The 19,622-nt window shown below is 74.3% G+C and carries 2 protein-coding genes; both read right to left on the bottom strand.

The features are described from left to right. Window positions 1-4,760: type I polyketide synthase (locus tag E1300_RS25640; RefSeq protein ID WP_131759623.1), on the bottom strand; the 4,760-nt coding region annotated here is incomplete at its 3' end. Between the two features lie 7 nt (window positions 4,761-4,767). Next, entirely contained in the window at window positions 4,768-19,557 is a 14,790-nt protein-coding gene (locus E1300_RS52735; protein WP_131759622.1) for a type I polyketide synthase, read from the bottom strand. Between the last annotated feature and the right edge of the window lie 65 nt (window positions 19,558-19,622).

The following is a 19,622-nucleotide window of genomic DNA, read 5'->3' as shown; positions in this document are numbered from 1 at the left end:
GGCGGCACGAGGCCGCGCAGCAGCACGGGCGGTTCGCCGCCGGTCCCGGCGCGCAGCGCCCGGACGTCCAGGCCCATCGGCACCAGCACCGGTTCCGGGCGGGCGGACGCCAGGTCGAACAGCGCCAGCCCTTCGGCGGCCGAAAGCGCGGGCATCCCCTGGCGGCGCATCCGGCCGAGGTCGGCCTCGGTCAGTCCCTGCGCCATCCCGCCGCCGTCCGCGGCCCACAGGCCCCAGGCGAGGGACTGCGCGGGCAGCCCCTCGGCGCGGCGCCGCCGCGCGAGCGCGTCGACGAAGGTGTTGGCGGCGGCGTAGTTGCCCTGGCCGGGCGAGCCGAACACGCCCGCCGCCGAGGAGAACAGCACGAACGCGCCGAGGTCCTGGTCGCGGGTGAGCTCGTGCAGGTGGAGCGCGCCGTCCACCTTGGGGCGGAACACGCGGTCGAGGTCGCCCGGCGTCAGACCGCCGATCATGCCGTCGGCGAGGACGCCCGCCGTGTGCAGGACCGCGGCGAGGGTCCGCCCGCGCAGCAGCGCTTCGAGCGCGTCCCGGTCGGCGACGTCGCACGCCGCGATCTCGACGGCGGCGCCGAGTCCGGCCAGCTCGTCGCGCAGCGCGGCGGCGCCGTCCGCGTCCGCGCCGCGGCGGCTGGTCAGCAGGAGGTCCCGGACGCCGTGCTCGGCGACGAGATGCCGGGCGAGGAGCGCGCCGAGCCCGCCCGTCCCGCCAGTGACCAGCACGGTTCCGGGCCGGTCCCAGGCGGCGTCCCGCTCCGCCGCGGGAGGGGTGCGGACCAAGCGCGGGACGGAAAGCTCACCGCCGCGAAGCCGCAGCTCCGGCTCGCCGGACGCGACGGCCCGCGCGAGCCCGTCGTCGTCCAGGCCGTCCGAGCCGTCGGGGGTGTCGATGTCGAGGAGGGCGAAACGGTCCGGGTCCTCAGCTCGCGCCGCGCGGACCAGGCCCCACACGGCCGCGTGCGCGAGGTCGTCGGCGCGCGTGACCACCATGAGGCGGGAGTCGGCGAACCGCTCCTCGGCCAGCCACGCCTGGACGGTCCGGAGGACATCGGAGGTGACCGTCCTGACGGCCTCCGCGACGCCGCCGTCCGTCCCGGCGGGGAGGGTCAGGACCACCGTCGCCGGCACGCGTCCGGGAACCTCGGCCAAGTCGGCGACCCTCACCCAGTCGGAGGCGGGCGCGAGGACGATGGGCGCCGGGACGGGCTCCCACTCGATGTGGAAGAGCGAGTCGCCCGGCCCGGCCTGCGCCGGTGCGAGCTGGTCGAGGGTCACCCGCCGCACGATCAGCGACTCGACGTGCGCGACCGGGCGTCCCTGCGCGTCGGCGACGGTGATCTCCATCTCGCCCTCGCCCTTCGGCGCCAGCCGGACCCGCGCCGCCGCGGCACCGGAGACGTGCAGCCGCACCCCGCTCCAGACGAACGGCAGCGCCGCCGCGTCGTCCTCGCCCGGGTCGAGCATCAGCGCGTGCAGGGCCGAGTCGAGAAGGGCCGGATGCAGGACGAACCGCTCCGCGCCCGCCTCATCGTCGAGCGCGACCTCGGCGTATGTCTCGTCCCCGGCCCGCCAGGCGGCCTTCAAGCCCTGGAACACCGGGCCGTAGGCGTAGCCGAGTTCGTGGAGGCGCTCGTACGCGCCGTCCACGCCCAGTTCCACCGCACCGGGCGGAGGCCACTGCGCCAGGTCGGACGGCGCGGTCGCCGCCGTGCCCTCGGGCGCGAGGACGCCTTCGGCGTGCAGGACCCACTCGCCGTCCTCCCCGGAACGCGAGTGGACGGCAATCGGGCGTCGGCCCGCGTCGTCGGACGGGTCACCGACCGTCACCCGCAACCCGGCGCCGCCCCGCTCGGGCAGCACCAGCGGCGCGTGCAGCGTCAGCTCGTCCAGGACGCCGCAGCCGACCTGGTCTCCGGCGCGCACGGCCAGTTCCACGAACGCCGTCCCGGGCAGCAGCGTCGCGCCGAGGACCTCGTGGTCGGCGAGCCAGGGCTGCGTGTCCGTCGAGAGGCGCCCGGTGAAGACGACCGTCTCCGAGTCCGGCACGGCCACCTCGGCGCCCAGCAGCGGATGGCCGACCGCGGTCAGGCCCATGGACGCCGCGTCCCCGCCTCCGCCGTCCAGCGGTTCCGCCAGCCAGAAGCGGCGCCGCTGGAACGGGTAGGTCGGCAGGTCGGCGCGGCGCGCACCGCTCCCCGCGAAGACGGCACCCCAGTCAGGCGAGGAGCCCGTGACGTGCAGGTTCGCGACCGCCATGAGGAGCGTCGCGGCCTCGGGCCGGTCGCGGCGGAGGGCCGCCGCGGTGACCGCGTCCGGCGCCGTCGGCCGGGCCATCGCCGCGAGGACCCCGTCGGGCCCGATCTCCAGGAACCGCGTGACGCCCGCGCCCTCCAGGTGCCGGACGTCGTCGGCGAACCGGACGGCGTCGCGGACGTGCCGCACCCAGTAGTCGGCGGACGACACGTCCTTGGCCAGGCGGATCGTCGGCTTGCCGTAGGTGACCGTCTCGGCGACCTTGCGGAAGTCGTCGAGCATCGGGTCCATGAGCGGCGAGTGGAAGGCGTGGGAGACCGTGAGCCGGGTCGTCTTGCGGTCGGTGAAATGCGCGGCGACCGCTGCCACGGCGTCCTCGGTGCCGGAGATCACGATGGAGGAAGGGCTGTTGACGGCGGCGATCCCTACCTCATCGGTGAGGTGAGGAGTGACTTCGTCCTCGGTGGCCTGGATGGCGACCATCGCGCCGCCGGACGGGAGTGCCTGCATCAGACGCCCTCGGGCGGTGATCAGACGGGCTGCATCCTCCAGGCCGAAGACCCCTGCGACGTGTGCGGCGGCCAGTTCGCCGATCGAGTGCCCGGCGAGGAAGTCAGGCCGGATGCCCCACGACTCGATCAGGCGGAACAGGGCGACTTCGAGCGCGAAGATGGCCGGTTGGGTGAACTCGGTGCGGTTGAGGGCTTCCTCGTCGTCCCAGACCACGTCCTTGAGCGGCAGTTCCAAGGCCGCGCACACCTCGTCGAACGCCGCCGCGAACGCCGGGAAGGTCTCATACAGCTCGCGGCCCATGCCGACGCGCTGGCTGCCCTGACCCGTGAACAGGAACGCCAGCTTGCCTTCGCGGGCCTTGCCCGTGACCACGGACGGCGACGCGCCTCCCCCGGCCAGCGCCGCGAGTCCCGCGACGAGCTCCGCGCGGCCTTCACCGACGATCGCCGCGCGGTGTTCGAGCGCCGCGCGGCCGGTCGCGAGGGACAGGCCGACGTCCGCTGGGGTGAGATCGGGGTGCTGGTCGAGGTGGGCGTGTAGGCGCTCGGCCTGCGCGCGGAGGGCGGCGGTGCTCCTCGCCGACAGCGTCCACAGGACGGGCCCGGCGGCAAGGGCGGCGGGCTCCGCGTCGTCCTCGACCGGCGGCGCCTCCTCGATGATCACGTGGGCGTTGGTGCCGCTGATGCCGAACGACGACACCGCGCCCCGGCGGGGGCGCCCCTCCGACGGCCACGGCCGCGGCTCGGTGAGCAGCCGCACGTTCCCCGCCGACCAGTCGACGGCGGGCGTCGGCTCGTCCACGTGCAGGGTCCTCGGCATGACGCCGTGCCGGATCGCCTCGACGACCTTGATGATCCCGGCGACGCCCGCGGCGGCCTGCGTGTGCCCGATGTTCGACTTGATCGACCCGAGCCACAGCGGGCGCTCGCGCTCCCGGCCGTAGGTGGCGAGGAGCGCCTGCGCCTCGATCGGGTCGCCGAGCGTCGTCCCGGTGCCGTGCCCCTCGACCAGGTCGACCTGGTCGGCGGACACGCGGGCCGCGGCGAGCGCCTGCCTGATCACGCGGCGCTGGGACGGCCCGTTCGGCGCGGTCAGCCCGTTGGACGCGCCGTCCTGGTTGACGGCGGAGCCGCGGACGACCGCCAGCACGGGGTGGCCGTTGCGGCGCGCGTCCTCCAGCCGCTCGACGACGAGCATGCCGACGCCCTCGCCCCAGCCGGTGCCGTCGGCGGCGGCCGCGTAGGACTTGCAGCGGCCGTCGGCGGACAGCCCGCGCTGGCGGCTGAACTCCACGAACGTCTCGGGCGTCGCCATCACCGTCACGCCGCCGACGAGCGCGAGCGAGCACTCCCGCGTCCGCAGCGCCTGGATCGCCCAGTGCAGCGCGACCAGCGACGACGAGCAGGCGGTGTCCACCGTGACCGCCGGGCCCTCCAGCCCGAGGGAGTAGGCGACGCGGCCCGAGGCGATCGCGCCCGTGCTGTTGTTGTAGGTGTAGTCGTGGTACATCATCCCGGCGAACACGCCGGTCGCGCTGCCCTTGAGGGAGGTCGGGTCGATCCCGGCCCGCTCCAGCGCCTCCCATGACGCCTCCAGCAGGAGCCGCTGCTGCGGGTCCATGGTCAGCGCCTCGTTCGGGCCGATCCCGAAGAACTCGGGGTCGAACTCGGCGGCGTCGTGCAGGAAGCCGCCCTCCCGCGCGTACGTCTTACCGGGCCGCCCTGGCTCCGGGTCGTAGATCGCCGCCTCGTCCCAGCCGCGGCCGGACGGGAAGCCCGAGACGGCGTCCACGCCGTCCGCGACCATCCGCCACAGCTCCGCGGGCGACGCCGCGCCCGGGTACCGGCAGGTCATGCCCACGATCGCGATGGGCTCGCGGGACGCGGACTCCAGCGCGCGGTTGCGCGTCCGCAGCTTCTCGGTCTCCTTGAGCGACGCGCGGAGCGCCGCCACGAGCTTCGGGTCGGTGTCGGCCATCGTCTCCTCAGGATTCCCGCGTCGCGTCATCGAGGTCGGTGCCTTCCAGCGCCATGCTGATCAGGCCTTCGGTGTCCATCGCGTCGATCTCGTCCCGGTCCGGCTCCGTGCCGGGCCCGGACGCGGCGGACGCGGACGGGGCGGGCGCGGCGCCCGCGAGTTCGAGCAGGGCGTCCATCAGCCCGGCGTCGCGCAGCCGGGACAGCGGGATCGAGTCGAGCAGGCGGCGGACCGTCCGCTCCTCCGCGCCGTCGTCGCCGCCGTCCTCGTCGGGAGCGAGCTCCGAGGTGAGGTGGTCGGCGAGCGCCTTGGCGTTCGGGTGGTCGAACACGAGCGTGGGCGGCAGCCGCAGCCCGACCGCCGCGTTCAGCCCGTTGCGGAACTCGACCGCGGCGAGCGAGTCGAAGCCGAGCTCGCCGAACGCCCGACCAGGCTCGACCGCCTCCGCGCCGGCGTGCCCGAGGACCGCCGCCGCGTGCGTCCGGACGAGGTCGAGCAGCTCGTCGAACCGCTCGTCCGCGGGCAGCGCCGCCAGCCGCCGCCGCAGCACCGCGGCCTCGCCCGCCTGCCCCGCCGACACGGCGCGCCGCGCCGGTCCGCGGGCGAGCCCACGCAGCATCGCGGGGACCTCGGACGCGTCCAGCGCCCGCGTGTCCAGGCTCATCGGGACCAGTACGGGCTCGGCCAGCGCCCCGGCGACGTCGAACAGCTCCAGCCCCTCGGCGACCGGCAGGGCACCGGTGCCGCTCCGCGACAGCCGCGACATGTCGGCGCCTTCCAGCGACGCGGCCATGCCGTCGTCGCTCTCCCACAGCCCCCAGGCGAGGGACTGGGCAGGCAGGCCGTTCGCGCGGCGGTGCGCGGCGAGCGCGTCCAGGAAACTGTTCGCCGCGGCGTAGTTGCCCTGGCCGGGCGCGCCGATCACGCCCGCCGCCGACGAGAACAGCACGAACGCGGTCAGGTCCATACCGCGCGTCAGCTCGTGGAGGTGGAGGGCCGCCTCCGCCTTGGGCGCCAACACCTTGTCGACGCGCGCGGGCGTGAGGGAGGAGACCACGCCGTCATCGAGCACACCCGCCGCGTGGATCACCGCGGACAGCGTCCGGCCGCTCAGCAGCTTCTCCAGCGCCGCGCGGTCGGACGTGTCGCAGGCGGCCAGCTCGACGTCCGCGCCGAGGGTGGCAAGCTCGTCCCGCAGCCCGGCGGCGCCCGGCGCGTCCGCGCCCCGCCGGCTGGTGAGCAGCAGCCGCCGCACCCCGTGCGCGGTGACGAGGTGCCGAGCGATCAGACCGCCCAGCGCACCCGTCGCACCGGTGATCAGTACGGTGCCGCCGTCGTCCTCGAAGACCGAGGACGGCGCCTCGACGCTCCCACCCGCGGCGGCCCGGACGAGCCGGGGCGCGTAGGCCCTCCCCGCCCGGACGGCGACCTGCGGCTCCCCGCTCGCCAGCGCCATGTCCAGTTCCTCGTCGGCGCCGCCTTCGAGGTCGGCGATGACGACCCGGTCCGGATCCTCCGACTGGGCGCTGCGGACCAGGCCCCACACCGCGGCACCGGCCAGGTCGGTGACGTCCTCGCCGTCCACCGACACGGCGCCCCGCGTCACGATCACCAGCCTGGACGCCTCCGACTGGAGCGCCTCCAGGACCTTGTGCAGCGCCGGCCGCAGATCCGGACCCTCGGCGTGGAGCACCTCGACGTCGTCGCCGGACCGGTTCGCGGCCGCGGCGCCCGCGGTGGGCGCCGTCACCGGCGTCCAGGCGACCTGGAACAGCGACCGGTGGCCGCCCGCCGCGCCGGAGAACGCGTCCGCGGCGAACGGCCGCAGCGCGAGCGACCCGACCGACGCCACCGCGGTCCCGTCACCGTCGGCCGCCTCGATCGCCACCGCGCCGTCCCCGGCCCGGACGATCCGCACCCGCAGCGTCCGCGCGCCCGCCGCGTGCAACTCCACACCGGACCACGCGAACGGCAGCGACGGCTCGCCGCCGGACAGCGCGACCGCGTGCAGCGCCGCGTCGAGGAGGGCGGGGTGGACACCGAAGCGGTCCGGGTCGCCGGACAGCGCGACCTCGGCGAACACCTCGTCACCGCGCCGCCACGCGGCCTTGAGGCCCTGGAACAGCGGCCCGTAGACCAGCCCGGCGTCGGCCAAGCCCTCGTAGAAACCGTCGAGGTCCACCGGATCGGCGGCCGCGGGCGGCCACTGCGCCAGATCCGGGACCGTGTTCCGCGCTTCCGCCGACAGGACGCCCTCCGCGTGGCGCACCCACACGTCACCGGACCGCGAGTGCACGCTCACCGACCGCCGGCCCGCCTCGTCCGCCGCCCCGGCCGTGACGCGGACCTGGGTCCCGCCCTGCTCAGGAAGCAGCAGCGGAGCCTCGATGGTCAGCTCGTCGAGGCGGCCGCAGCCCACCTCGTCGCCCGCGCGGATCGCCAGCTCGACGATTCCCGTCCCGGGGAAGACCACGGACTCGCCGACCGCATGGTCCGCCAGCCACGGCTGCGCGTCGAGCGAGAGGCGCCCGGTGCACACCACCCCACCGGAGTCGGGCAGCTCGACCATCACGCCCAACAGCGGATGGCCGGTGTCGTCCAATCCGGTGGACGACTCGATCCAGAAGCGCTGCCGCTGGAAGGGGTAGGTGGGCAGATCGACCCGCTGCGCGCCGGTGCCGTCGAAGACCGCGTCCCAGTCGACCTGGACACCCGCTGCGTACAGGCGTCCGATGCCGGTGAACAGGCTCTCGGTCTCGGGGCGGTCGCGGCGCAGGGTTGCGGCCATGGTGCCTTCGGTCGTCTGCTGCGCCATCGCGGTCAGGACACCGTCCGGGCCGATCTCCAGGAAGCGGGTGACGCCTTCGCCGTCGAGGTACCGGACGTCGTCGGCGAACCTCACAGCCTCGCGGACGTGCCGGACCCAGTAGTCGGGCGAGGTGACGTCCTTGGTCAGCTTGATCGTCGGCTCGCTGTAGACGATCGTTTCGGCGACCTTGCGGAAGTCCTCCAGCATCGGGTCCATCAGCGGCGAATGGAACGCGTGAGAGACCTTCAGGCGAGTCGTTTTGCGATCGGTGAAGTGCTCGACGACCGCTGACACGGCCTCCTCGGTGCCGGAGATGACGATGGAGGTCGGGCTGTTGACGGCAGCTATCCCGACCTCATCGGTGAGGTGCGGGATGACCTCGTCCTCGGTGGCCTGGATCGCGACCATCGCTCCGCCGGACGGGAGCGCCTGCATCAGACGGCCCCGAGCCGAGATGAGGCGGGCTGCGTCCTCCAGGCTGAAGACCCCTGCGACGTGCGCCGCGGCCAGTTCGCCGATCGAATGACCAGCTAGGAAGTCAGGCCGGATGCCCCACGACTCGACGAGACGGAACAGCGCGACTTCCAGCGCGAAGATGGCGGGCTGGGTGAACTCGGTGCGGTTCAACGCGTCCGCGTCGTCCCAGACCACGTCCTTGAGCGGCATGTCGAGCGCGTCGCAGACCTCGTCGAACGCGGCCGCGAACGCCGGGAACGTGTCATACAGCTCGCGGCCCATCCCGACCCGCTGGCTGCCCTGCCCTGTGAACAGGAACGTCAGCTTGCCGGAACCGGCGACATCGGTGATTGTCTCTGAGCCGATGAGCACGGCGCGGTGGTCCAGCGCGGCGCGTCCCGTCGCGGCCGAGAACGCCACGTCCAGCTCGTTCCGGTCCTGGACATGAGCCCTGAATCGCTCGACCTGGGCGTCGAGCGCCTGGCGCGTCCTCGCCGAGGCGACGATCGGCACCACCGGCAGGTCGCGGCGCTCTTGCGGCTCCTGCTCGACGGCCGGCGCCTCTTCGATGATGACGTGGGCGTTGGTCCCGCTGATCCCGAAGGACGAGATCCCCGCCCGGCGCGGACGGCCGTTGCTCGGCCACTCGCGCGCCTCGGTCAGCAGCCGGACCGAACCCGCGTCCCAGTCGACTTCGGGAGTCGGCTCGTCCACGTGCAGGGTCTTGGGCAGGACGCCGTGCCGGATCGCCTGGATCATCTTGATGACTCCGGCGACCCCGGCGGCGGCCTGGGTGTGGCCGATGTTCGACTTGATCGACCCGAGCCACAGCGGCTCGTCCCGCTCCTGCCCATAAGTCGCGAGCAGGGCTTGGGCCTCGATCGGGTCGCCCAGCGTCGTCCCGGTGCCGTGCGCCTCGACCGCGTCCACATCGGACGTCGTCAGACCGGCATTGGCCAGGGCCTGGCGGATGACGCGACGCTGCGACGGGCCGTTCGGCGCGGTCAAACCGTTGGACGCGCCGTCCTGGTTGGTGGCCGTCCCGCGAACGATCGCCAGCACGGGGTGGCCGTTGCGGCGCGCGTCCGACAGCCGCTCGACCAGAAGCATCCCGACGCCTTCGCCCCAGCCGGTGCCGTCCGTGGACGCCGAGAACGACTTGCAGCGGCCGTCGGACGCCATGCCCCGCTGGCGGCTGAACTCGATGAACGTCTCAGGGGTCGCCATCACCGTCACGCCGCCCGCGAGCGCGAGGGTGCACTCGCCCGAGCGGAGCGCCTGAGCGGCCAGGTGGAGTGCGACCAGCGACGACGAGCACGCGGTGTCGATCGTGACGGCGGGGCCTTCGAGGCCGAGGGTGTAGGAGACGCGGCCGGACGCGATCGCGCCGGTGCTGCTGTTGTAGGTGTAGTCGTGGTACATCATCCCGGCGAACACACCGGTCGGACTGCCCTTCAGCGTCGTCGGGTCGATCCCCGCCCGCTCCAGCGCCTCCCACGACGCCTCCAGGAGAAGCCGCTGCTGCGGGTCCATGGTCAGCGCCTCGTTGGGGCTGATCCCGAAGAAGCCGGGGTCGAACTCGGCCGCGTCGTAGAGGAAGCCGCCCTGGTCGACGTAGCTGGTCTCGGGCCGGACGCCTTCGGGGTCGTAGATCCGCTCCAGGTCCCAGCCGCGGTCGGACGGGAACGTGGAGATGGCGTCCACGCCGCCGGAGAGCAGCCGCCACAGGTCCTCGGGCGAGGCGACTCCGCCCGGGTAGCGGCAGGCCATGCCGATGATCGCGATCGGGTCGTCGCCGGCCGCCACGACGGGGGCGACGACCGCGCTCTCCTCGACCCCGCCCCACAGCTCGTCCAGGAGGTGGCGCGTGAGGGCGGTGGGCGTCGGGTAGTCGAACACGAGCGTCGCCGGGAGCCGCAGGCCCGTCGCCTCGCCGAGGCCGTTGCGGAGCTCGACCGCGGCGAGGGAGTCGAAGCCGAGGTCGCGGAACGCGCGTTCCGGCTCGACCGCCTCTGGACCGGCGTGCCCGACGATGGCGGCCGTCTGGGTCCGGACGAGGTCGAGGACGAACTCGTCCCGGTCCGCCGGGGCCAGACCGGCGAGCCGCTGCCGGAGCGCCGACGCCTCGCCCTGCGCGACGCGGCGGCTCCGCCCGCGGACCAGGCCGCGCAGCATGTACGGGACGTCCGTGAGCCCGGCCGCGTCCAGGCGCATCGGCACCAGCAGGGACGCGCCGAGGCCGCCCGCCGTGTCGAAGAGCCGGAGCCCCTGCGCGGCCGACAGGCCGGTGACGCCGGAGCGGTCGATGCGCTGCCGGTCGCGGTCGGCGAGATCGCCCGCCATGCCGCCGTCGTTCTCCCACAGCCCCCAGGCGAGGGACTGGGCGGGCAGGTCGTTCGCGCGGCGGTGCGCGGCGAGCGCGTCCAGGTAGGCGTTCGCGGCCGCGTAGTTGCCCTGCCCGGGCGCGCCGAGCACTCCGGCCGCCGACGAGAACAGCACGAACGCCGACAGCGGCATGCCGCGGGTCAGCTCGTGCAGGTGCAGCGCGGCCTCGGCCTTGGGGCTGAAGACCCGGTCGAGACGCTCGGGCGTGAGGGACGGGACCACCCCGTCGTCCAGGACACCCGCGGCGTGCACCACGCCCGACAGCTCGCGTCCGTCGAGCAGCTCCGCCAGCGCGTCGCGGTCGGCCACGTCGCACGCGGCCACTTCCACCTGCGCGCCGAGCGCGGTGAGCTCGTCGACGAGGTCGGCCGCACCCGGGGCGTCCATGCCGCGACGGCTCGTCAGCAGGAGGTGCCGGACGCCGTGCTCGGTCACCAGGTGGCGGGCGATGAGCCCGCCCAGCGCGCCGAGGGCCCCGGTGATCAGAACCGAGTCGCCGAAGGCCGAGGAGGGCGCGGACTCCGTGTCCGCCGCCGGGACCAGGCGGGGCGCGTACGCCTTGCCGTCCCGGACCGCGACCTGCGCCTCACCGGTTGCCAAGGCCAGTGCGATCTCCGCGTCGTCGGCCGCGTCGACCAGAACGAACCGTTCCGGATCCTCCGACTGGGCGCTGCGGACCAGTCCCCACGCCGCCGCGCCGGCCAGGTCGGTGACGTCCTCGCCGCCCACCGAGACGGCGCCCCGCGTGACGACCGCGAGCGCGCCGCTCTCCTCCTGGAGTGCCCGGAGCACCTGGTGCAGGGCCGACCGCGCCGGGGTCCCGTCGTCGATGCGCAGGACCGTCACGTCGTCGGTGGACGCGTCGCCGCGGGAGGCCACCGGCGCCCACGCCATCTCGAACAGCGAGTCGACTCGGGTCAGCCGCTGCTCGCCGATCGGACGCAGCGCCAGCGACTCGACGGAGACAACCGGCTCGCCTGCGCCGTCCACCGCATCGAGGCTGACCTGCTCCTCCCCGCGCGACGCGACGCGTACGCGCAGCAGGGCGGCACCGGACGCGTGCAGTTCCACTCCCGTCCAGGCGAACGGCAGGACGACGCGGTCCCCGTCCGACAGCAGCGGGATCGTGTGCAGGGCCGAGTCGAGGAGGGCGGGGTGGAGGCCGAACCGGTCCGGGTCGCCGGACAGCGCGACCTCGGCGAACACCTCGTCGCCACGCCGCCACGCGGCCTTGAGCCCTTGGAAGGCCGGTCCGTAGTCCAGACCGCCTTCGGCCAGCTGCCCGTAGAGGCCGTCCACGTTGACCGGCTCGGCGCCGGGCGGAGGCCATTGCGCCAGGTCGATCGCGGTGCCCGCGGTCGCCGCGGCGAGCGTCCCGGTGGCGTGGCGGGCCCACGGACGGTGCAGGTCGTCCTCACCGCGCGAGTAGATCTCGACGGAACGGCGCCCGGACTCGTCCGCCGCGCCGACCACGACCTGCACGGCCACACCGCCGCTGTCGGGCAGCACGAGCGGCGCCTCGATCGTCAAATCGTCGACCCGGCCGCAGCCGACCTCGTCGCCCGCGCGGACCGCCAGTTCCACGAACCCGGTCCCGGGGAAGACGACCGCTCCCCCGACCGTGTGATCGGCCAGCCACGGCTGCGATCCGGCCGACAGCCGCCCGGTCAGCACCGTCTGGTCTGCCCCGGCCACGGCGACGGCCGCGTCCAGCAGCGGATGGTCGGACGTCTCGGACCCGCGCCCCGGCTCGATCCAGAACGACTGGCGCTGGAAGGGATAGGTCGGCAACTCGACACGCCGCGCGCCGCGACCATCGAAGACGGCGTTCCAGTCCACCTTGACGCCGACCGTGTGAAGCCGTCCGATGCCGATGAACAGGCTCTCGGTCTCGGGTCGGTCGCGGCGGAGGGTTGCGGCCATGGTGCCGTCGGCGGTCTGCTGCGCCATCGCGGTCAGGACGCCGTCCGGGCCGATCTCCAGGTACCGGGTGACGCCTTCGCCGTCGAGGTGGCGGACGTCGTCGGCGAACCTCACAGCCTCGCGGACGTGCCGGACCCAGTAGTCGGCCGAGGTGACGTCCTTGGTCAGGCGGATCGCCGGCTCGCTGTAGACGATCGTCTCGGCGACCTTGCGGAAGTCCTCCAGCATCGGGTCCATCAGCGGCGAGTGGAAGGCGTGGGACACCTTCAGCCGCGTTGTCTTGCGATCGGCGAAGTGCTCGACGACCGCTGCCACGGCCTCCTCGGCGCCGGAGATCACGATGGAGGTTGGGCTGTTGACGGCGGCGATCCCGACCTCATCGGTGAGGTGGGGAGCGACCTCGTCCTCGGTGGCCTGGATGGCGACCATCGCGCCACCGGATGGAAGCGCCTGCATCAGACGGCCCCGAGCCGAAATGAGGCGGGCTGCATCCTCCAGGTTGAAAACTCCGGCAACGTGCGCGGCGGCCAATTCGCCGATCGAGTGACCGGCGAGGAAGTCAGGCCGGATGCCCCACGACTCCACAAGGCGGAATAGCGAGACTTCCAGGGCGAAGATCGCTGGCTGGGTGAACTCGGTGCGGTTCAACGCGTCCGCGTCCGACCAGATCACGTCCTTGAGCGGCAACTCCAAGGCCGCGCACACCTCGTCGAACGCCGCCGCGAACGCCGGGAAGGTCTCATACAGCTCCCGGCCCATGCCGACCCGCTGGCTGCCTTGGCCCGTGAACAGGAACGCCAGCTTCCCGTCGCTCACCGAACCCGACACAACCTCGGACCCGACCAGCACGGCGCGGTGATCCAACGCCGCACGACCCGTCGCCGCCGAGAACGCCACGTCCAGCTCGTTCTGGTCCTGGACGAACGCGGAGAACCGCTCGATCTGGGCTTGCAGCGCCTCAGGCGTCTTGGCGGACACAACGAGCGGCACGGCCGGCAGGTCGCGGCGCTCTTCCGGCTCGTCCTCGACCGGCTCCGCCTCTTCGATGATGACGTGCGCATTGGTGCCGCTGATTCCGAAGGACGAGACCCCTGCCCGGCGCGGACGATCGCCGCGCGGCCACTCGCGCGCCTCGGTCAGCAGCCGGACGTCACCGGCGTCCCAATCCACCTGCGGCGACGGCTCGTCCACATGCAGCGTCTTGGGCAGGACGCCGTGCCGCATCGCCTCGATCATCTTGATGATCCCGGCGACCCCGGCGGCGGCCTGGGTGTGGCCGATGTTCGACTTGATCGACCCCAGCCACAGCGGCTCGTCCCGCTCCTGCCCATAGGTGGCGAGCAGAGCCTGAGCCTCGATCGGGTCGCCCAGCGTCGTCCCCGTGCCATGCGCCTCGACCGCGTCCACATCGGACGTCGTCAGACCCGCATTCGCCAGCGCTTGCCGGATTACCCGACGCTGCGACGGGCCGTTCGGCGCGGTCAGACCGTTCGACGCGCCATCCTGATTCGTAGCCGTCCCGCGAACGAGCGCCAGCACCGGATGACCGTTGCGGCGCGCGTCCGACAGCCGCTCCACCAGCAGCATCCCGACGCCTTCGGCCCAGATGGTGCCGTCGGCTCCGGCGGCGAAGGACTTGCAGCGGGCGTCCGGGGACAGGCCGCGCTGCTCGCTGAACTCGACGAACGTCTCGGGCGTGGCCATCACGGCGACGCCGCCGACGAGGGCCAGGGAGCATTCGCCGGAGCGGAGGGCCTGCGCCGCCCAGTGCAGGGCCACCAGCGAGGACGAGCACGCCGTGTCGACCGTGACCGCCGGGCCTTCGAGGCCGAGGGTGTAGGAGACGCGGCCGGACGCGATCGCGCCGGTACTGCTGTTGTAGGTGTAGTCGTGGTACATCATCCCGGCGAACACACCGGTCGGACTGCCCTTCAGCGTCGTCGGATCGATCCCCGCCCGCTCCAGGACCTCCCAGGACGCCTCCAGCAGCAGCCGCTGCTGCGGATCCATGATGAGGGCCTCATTGGGGCTGATCCCGAAGAAGCCGGGGTCGAACTCGGCCGCGTCGTGCAGGAAGCCGCCCTCGTTGACGTAGCTGGTCTGGGGGCGGGTGCCGTCGGGGTCGTAGACGCGGCCGATGTCCCAGCCGCGGTCGGACGGAAACGGGGAGATCGCGTCCACACCGTCGGCCAGCAGGCGCCACAGGTCGTCGGGGGTGCGGACGCCTCCCGGGTAGCGGCAGGCCATGGCGACGATCGCGATCGGGTCGTCGTCTCCGGCGGCGGTGACGGCGGCGGCCGTGACCGGGGCGTCGGTCGCGGTGCCCGACAGCTCGTCCAGCAGGTGGCGGGCGAGGACGGCGGGCGTCGGGTGGTCGAACACGAGCGTCGCGGCGAGCCGCAGGCCGGTGGCCTCGCCGAGGCCGTTGCGGAGTTCGACGGCGGCGAGGGAGTCGACGCCGAGGTCGCGGAACGCGCGGTCGGGGTCGACGGCGTCCGGTCCGCCGTAGCCGAGCGCGGCGGCGGCCTGGCCGCGGACGAGGGTGAGCAGGACGCCGAGCCGCTCGTCCTCGGGCAGGCCGGCGAGGGAGCGGTGCAGGCCGTCGGCTCCGGCGCGGGTTCCGGCGGTGCCGCGGGAGACGGCGGGCACGAGGCCGCGCAACAGGTCCGGGACGGCGCCGCTCGCGCGGACCGCGGCCAGGTCGAGCCTGAGCGGGACGGGTGCGGCCTCGCCCGTCCGGACGGCGGCGTCGAGGAGGGCCAGGCCGTCGCTCTCGGAGAGCGGGAGGACGCCGCCGCGCGACATCCGGGACCGGTCGGCGGCGTCCAGAGCTCCGGCCATGCCGGCGGCCTGGCTCCACGGTCCCCAGGCGAGGGACTGCGCGGGCAGTCCCTCGGCGCGGCGGTGCGCGGCGAGGGCGTCGAGAAGCGCGTTCGCGGCGGCGTAGTTGCCCTGGCCGGGCGCTCCGATCACTCCGGCGGCGGACGAGAACAGCACGAACGCCGTCAGCGGCATGTCGCGGGTCAGCTCGTGCAGGTGCAGCGCGGCGTCGGCCTTCGGGCGCAGGACGCGGTCCAGGCGCTCGGGGGTCAGCGAGGCGACGACGCCGTCGTCCAGGACGCCGGCGGCGTGCACGACACCCGTCAGGGAACGTCCGGCGAGCAGCGCGGCGAGGGCGTCGCGGTCGGCGACGTCGCAGGCGGCGAACTCGACCTCGGCGCCCAGGCCCGCCAGCTCTTCGGCGAGTTCGGGCGCTCCGGGCGCCGCCGCGCCCCGGCGGCTGGTCAGCAGCAGGCGCCGCACGCCGTGCGCGGTGACGAGGTGCCGCGCGATGAGTCCGCCCAGCGCCCCGGACGCGCCGGTGATCAGCACGGAGTCGCCGAAACCAGGCGCCTCCTCGGCGGACGGTGCGGTCAGCCGTGCCAGGCGGGGCGCGTACAGGCCGTCCGAGCGGACGGCGACCTGCGGTTCGCCGGTGGCCAGGGCGGCGTCGATGTCCGCTTGGTCGTCGTCGACGTCGATGAGGACGAACCGTCCGGGGTCCTCGGACTGGGCGCTGCGGACGAGGCCCCACACGGCGGCACCGGCCAGGTCGGTGACGTCCTCGCCGTCCGCCGAGACGGCGCCGCGCGTGACGACGGCCAGGCGCGACGGCGCCGACCGCAGCGCATCCAGGGTCTCGTGGAGGGCGTTGCGGACGTCGAGCCCGGCGATGCGGAGGACGTCGGTCGCCTCGGGCGCTTCACCGTCCGAGGCGGCCGAAGCGGCCGAGGTGACCGGTGTCCAGGCGACGCGGTAGAGGGATTCGGTGCGGGCGGTCTGCACGGTGGCGAGCGGGCGCAGCGCCAGCGACTCGACGGTCGCGACGGGGTCCCCGGCCGCGTCCGCCACGGCGAGGGCCACGAGACCCTCCCGGAGCCGGGTGATCCGCACGCGCAGCGCGGACGCGCCGGACGCGTGCAGCTCGACGCCCGACCAGGCGAACGGCAGGGACGCCTCGCCGTCCGCCACCGCACCGGACAGGGCGATGGCGTGCAGGGCGGCGTCCAGGACGGCGGGGTGCAGGCCGAACGCGCCCGTCTCGGCGCCGTCCGGCGGCGCGATCTCGGCGAACACGTCGTCGCCGTGCCGCCAGGCGGCACGGAGGCCCTGGAAGACGGGCCCGTAGGCGAGGCCCGCACCGGCGAGCTCGGCATAGAAGCCGTCGAGGTCGAGCGGTTCGGCTCCGGGCGGCGGCCACGCGTCGAGCCCGGTGCCGCGCGACGCCGCCTCGGCCAGGACGCCGGTCGCGTGGCGCGTCCACGGGAGGTCGATCGCGTCCTCGTCGCGGGAGTACACCGTCACCGTGCGGCGGCGGGCCTCGTCGGCGGGCCCGACCACGACCTGGACGGCGGCGCCGCCCCGCGCGGGCAGGACGAGCGGCGCCTCGATCGTCAGGTCGTCGATCCGGCCGCAGCCGACCTCGTCGCCCGCGCGGACCGCGAGCTCGACGAACCCGGTGCCGGGGAACAGGACGGCGCCGCCGACGACGTGCTCGGCGAGCCACGGCTGCGCGGCGGCCGACAGCCGCCCGGTGAACACGACCTCGTCCGACCCCGCCACCATGATCGTCGCGCCGAGCAGCGGGTGCCGGGCCGCGCCGAGCCCCATGGACGCCGGGTCGGCGTGCGCGGCCTCGTCGACGAGCCAGTAGCGGGTGCGCTCGAACGGGTACGTGGGCAGGTCGACGCGGCGGGCACCGCGCCCGGCGAACACGGCGTCCCAGTCGACGGGGACGCCGGCGGCGTGGAGGCGCCCGACGGCCGCCATGAGCGTCGCGGTCTCCGGGCGGTCGCGGCGCATCGCCGCGGCCATGGTCCCGTCCGGCGCGGTGTGCCGCGCCATCGCGGTGAGGACGCCGTCGGGGCCGACCTCCAGGTACCGGGTGGCGCCCTCGTCCTCCAGGCGGCGGACGTCGTCGGCGAACCGGACGGCCTCGCGGACGTGCCGCACCCAGTAGTCCGCGGACGCCATGTCCTTGACCAGCCGGATCGCCGGCTCGTGGTAGGTGACGGACTCGGCCTCGCGCCGGAAGTCGTCCAGCATCGGGTCCATCAGCGGCGAGTGGAAGGCGTGCGAGACCTTCAGCCGGGACGTCCGGCGATCGGCGAAGTGTTCGGCGACGGCGGCGACCGCGTCCTCGGCGCCCGACACCACGACCGACGCCGGGCCGTTCACCGCCGCGAGCCCGGCCCCCTCGGAGAGCAGCGGGGCGACCTCGTCCTCGGAGGCCTCGATCGCGATCATCGCGCCGCCGGGCGGGAGCGCCTGCATCAGCCGCCCGCGGGCGGTGATCAGCCGGGCGGCGTCGTCCAGGGTGAGGACCCCGGCGGCGTGCGCGGCGGCCAGCTCGCCGATGGAGTGGCCCGCGAGCAGGTCGGGCCGGATCCCCCAGGACTCCAGCAGCCGGAACAGCGCCACCTCGACCGCGAAGATCGCGGGCTGGGTGAACTCGGTGCGGTGCAGCGCCTCCTCGTCGCCCCAGGCCACGTCCTTCAGCGGCAGGCCGGTCGCCTCGCAGACCTCGTCGAACGCGGCGGCGAACACCGGGAACGCCTCGTGCAGGTCCCGGCCCATGCCGAGCCGCTGGCTGCCCTGGCCCGTGAACAGGAACGCCAGGAGGCCGTCGCGCGCCACGTCGGTGACCGTGCCGGAGCGCGTCAGCACCGCGCGGTGCTCCAGCGCGGCCCGGCCGGTCGCCGCCGAGTACGCGACGTCCGTCGTGTCGGCGCCGTCGTCGACGAGCGCGCCGATCCGCTCGATCTGGACCTGGAGCGCCTCGCGGGTGCGGGCCGACACCACGATCGGCGCGTCCGGCAGGTCGCGGCGCTCGCCCGGCGCGTCCGCGGCCGGCGGCGCCCCCTCGATGACGATGTGGGCGTTGGTGCCGCTGATGCCGAACGACGACACGGCCGCGCGCCGCGGCCCGTCGCCCTCCGGCCACGGGCGCGCCTCCGTCAGCAGCCGGACCTCGCCGGAGTCCCAGTCGACCTTCGGCGTGGGCTCGTCCACGTGCAGCGTCCGCGGCATGACGCCGTGCCGCATCGCCTCCACGACCTTGATCACGCCGGCGACGCCCGCGGCGGCCTGCGCGTGCCCGATGTTCGACTTGATCGACCCGAGCCACAGCGGGCGGTCGCGGTCCCGGCCGTAGCTCGCGAGGAGCGCCTGCGCCTCGATCGGGTCGCCGAGCGCCGTGCCCGTGCCGTGTGCCTCGACCAGGTCGATCTCGGCGGGCTCCAGCCCCGACGCGGCGAGCGCCTGCGCGATCACGCGGCGCTGCGACGGCCCGTTCGGCGCGGTCAGCCCGTTGGACGCGCCGTCCTGGTTCACGGCGCCGCCGCGCACCACCGCCAGCACTGGATGGCCGTGCCGGAGCGCGTCCGACAGCCGCTCGACGACCAGCATCCCGGCGCCCTCGCCCCAGCCGGTGCCGTCCGCGGACGCCGCGAACGCCTTGCAGCGGCCGTCCGCCGCCAGGCCCCGCTGGCGGCTGAACTCCACGAACGTGCCGGGCGTCGCCATCACCGTCACGCCGCCCGCCAGCGCGAGCGTGCACTCGCCCGCCCGCAGCGCCCGCATCGCCCAGTGCAGCGCGACCAGCGACGACGAGCACGCCGTGTCGACCGTCACCGCCGGGCCCTCCAGCCCGAGCGTGTAGGCGACGCGGCCCGACACGAGCGCGCCCATCATGCTGCTGCCCGGATAGTCGTGGTAGACCAGCCCGGCGAACACGCCCGTCCGGCTGCCCTTCAGCGACGACGGGTCGATGCCCGACCGCTCCAGCGCCTCCCACGACGTCTCCAGCAGGAGCCGCTGCTGCGGGTCCATGACCAGCGCCTCGTTCGGGCTGATCCCGAAGAACGCCGGGTCGAAGTCGCCCGCCTCGTGCAGGAAGCCGCCCACGTTGACGTAGCTCGTGCCGTCCCTGCCGTCCGGGTCGTACAGCTCGTCCGTCCGCCAGCCGCGGTCGGACGGGAACCCCGTGACCGCGTCGACGCCCTCGTCGACCAGCCGCCACAACCCTTCCGGCGACGCCGCGCCGCCCGGGAAGCGGCAGGCGACGCCCACGATCGCGATCGGCTCGCGGTCCCGGTCCTCGACCTCGCGCAGGCGGCGGCGGGTCTGCTGCAACTCGGCGGTCGCGCGCCGGAGATAGTCGCGCAGCCTGTCGTCGTTCGGCATCGACATCAACCCATCCGGTGAAGGTCAGCGATCAGTGGCTCAAGAGTCGGGACGGTCCGAGTCCG

The organism is Actinomadura fibrosa, from assembly GCF_900659615.1.
GTDB classification, from domain to species: Bacteria; Actinomycetota; Actinomycetes; order Streptosporangiales; family Streptosporangiaceae; genus Spirillospora; species Spirillospora fibrosa.
This window is presented reverse-complemented; position numbering and strand designations above follow the sequence as displayed.

What these genes read in the sequence shown, in the direction of transcription:
- E1300_RS52735 (WP_131759622.1), bottom strand. Translation starts at nt 19,557, where the DNA reads ATGCCGAACGACGACAGGCTGCGCGACTATCTCCGGCGCGCGACCGCC.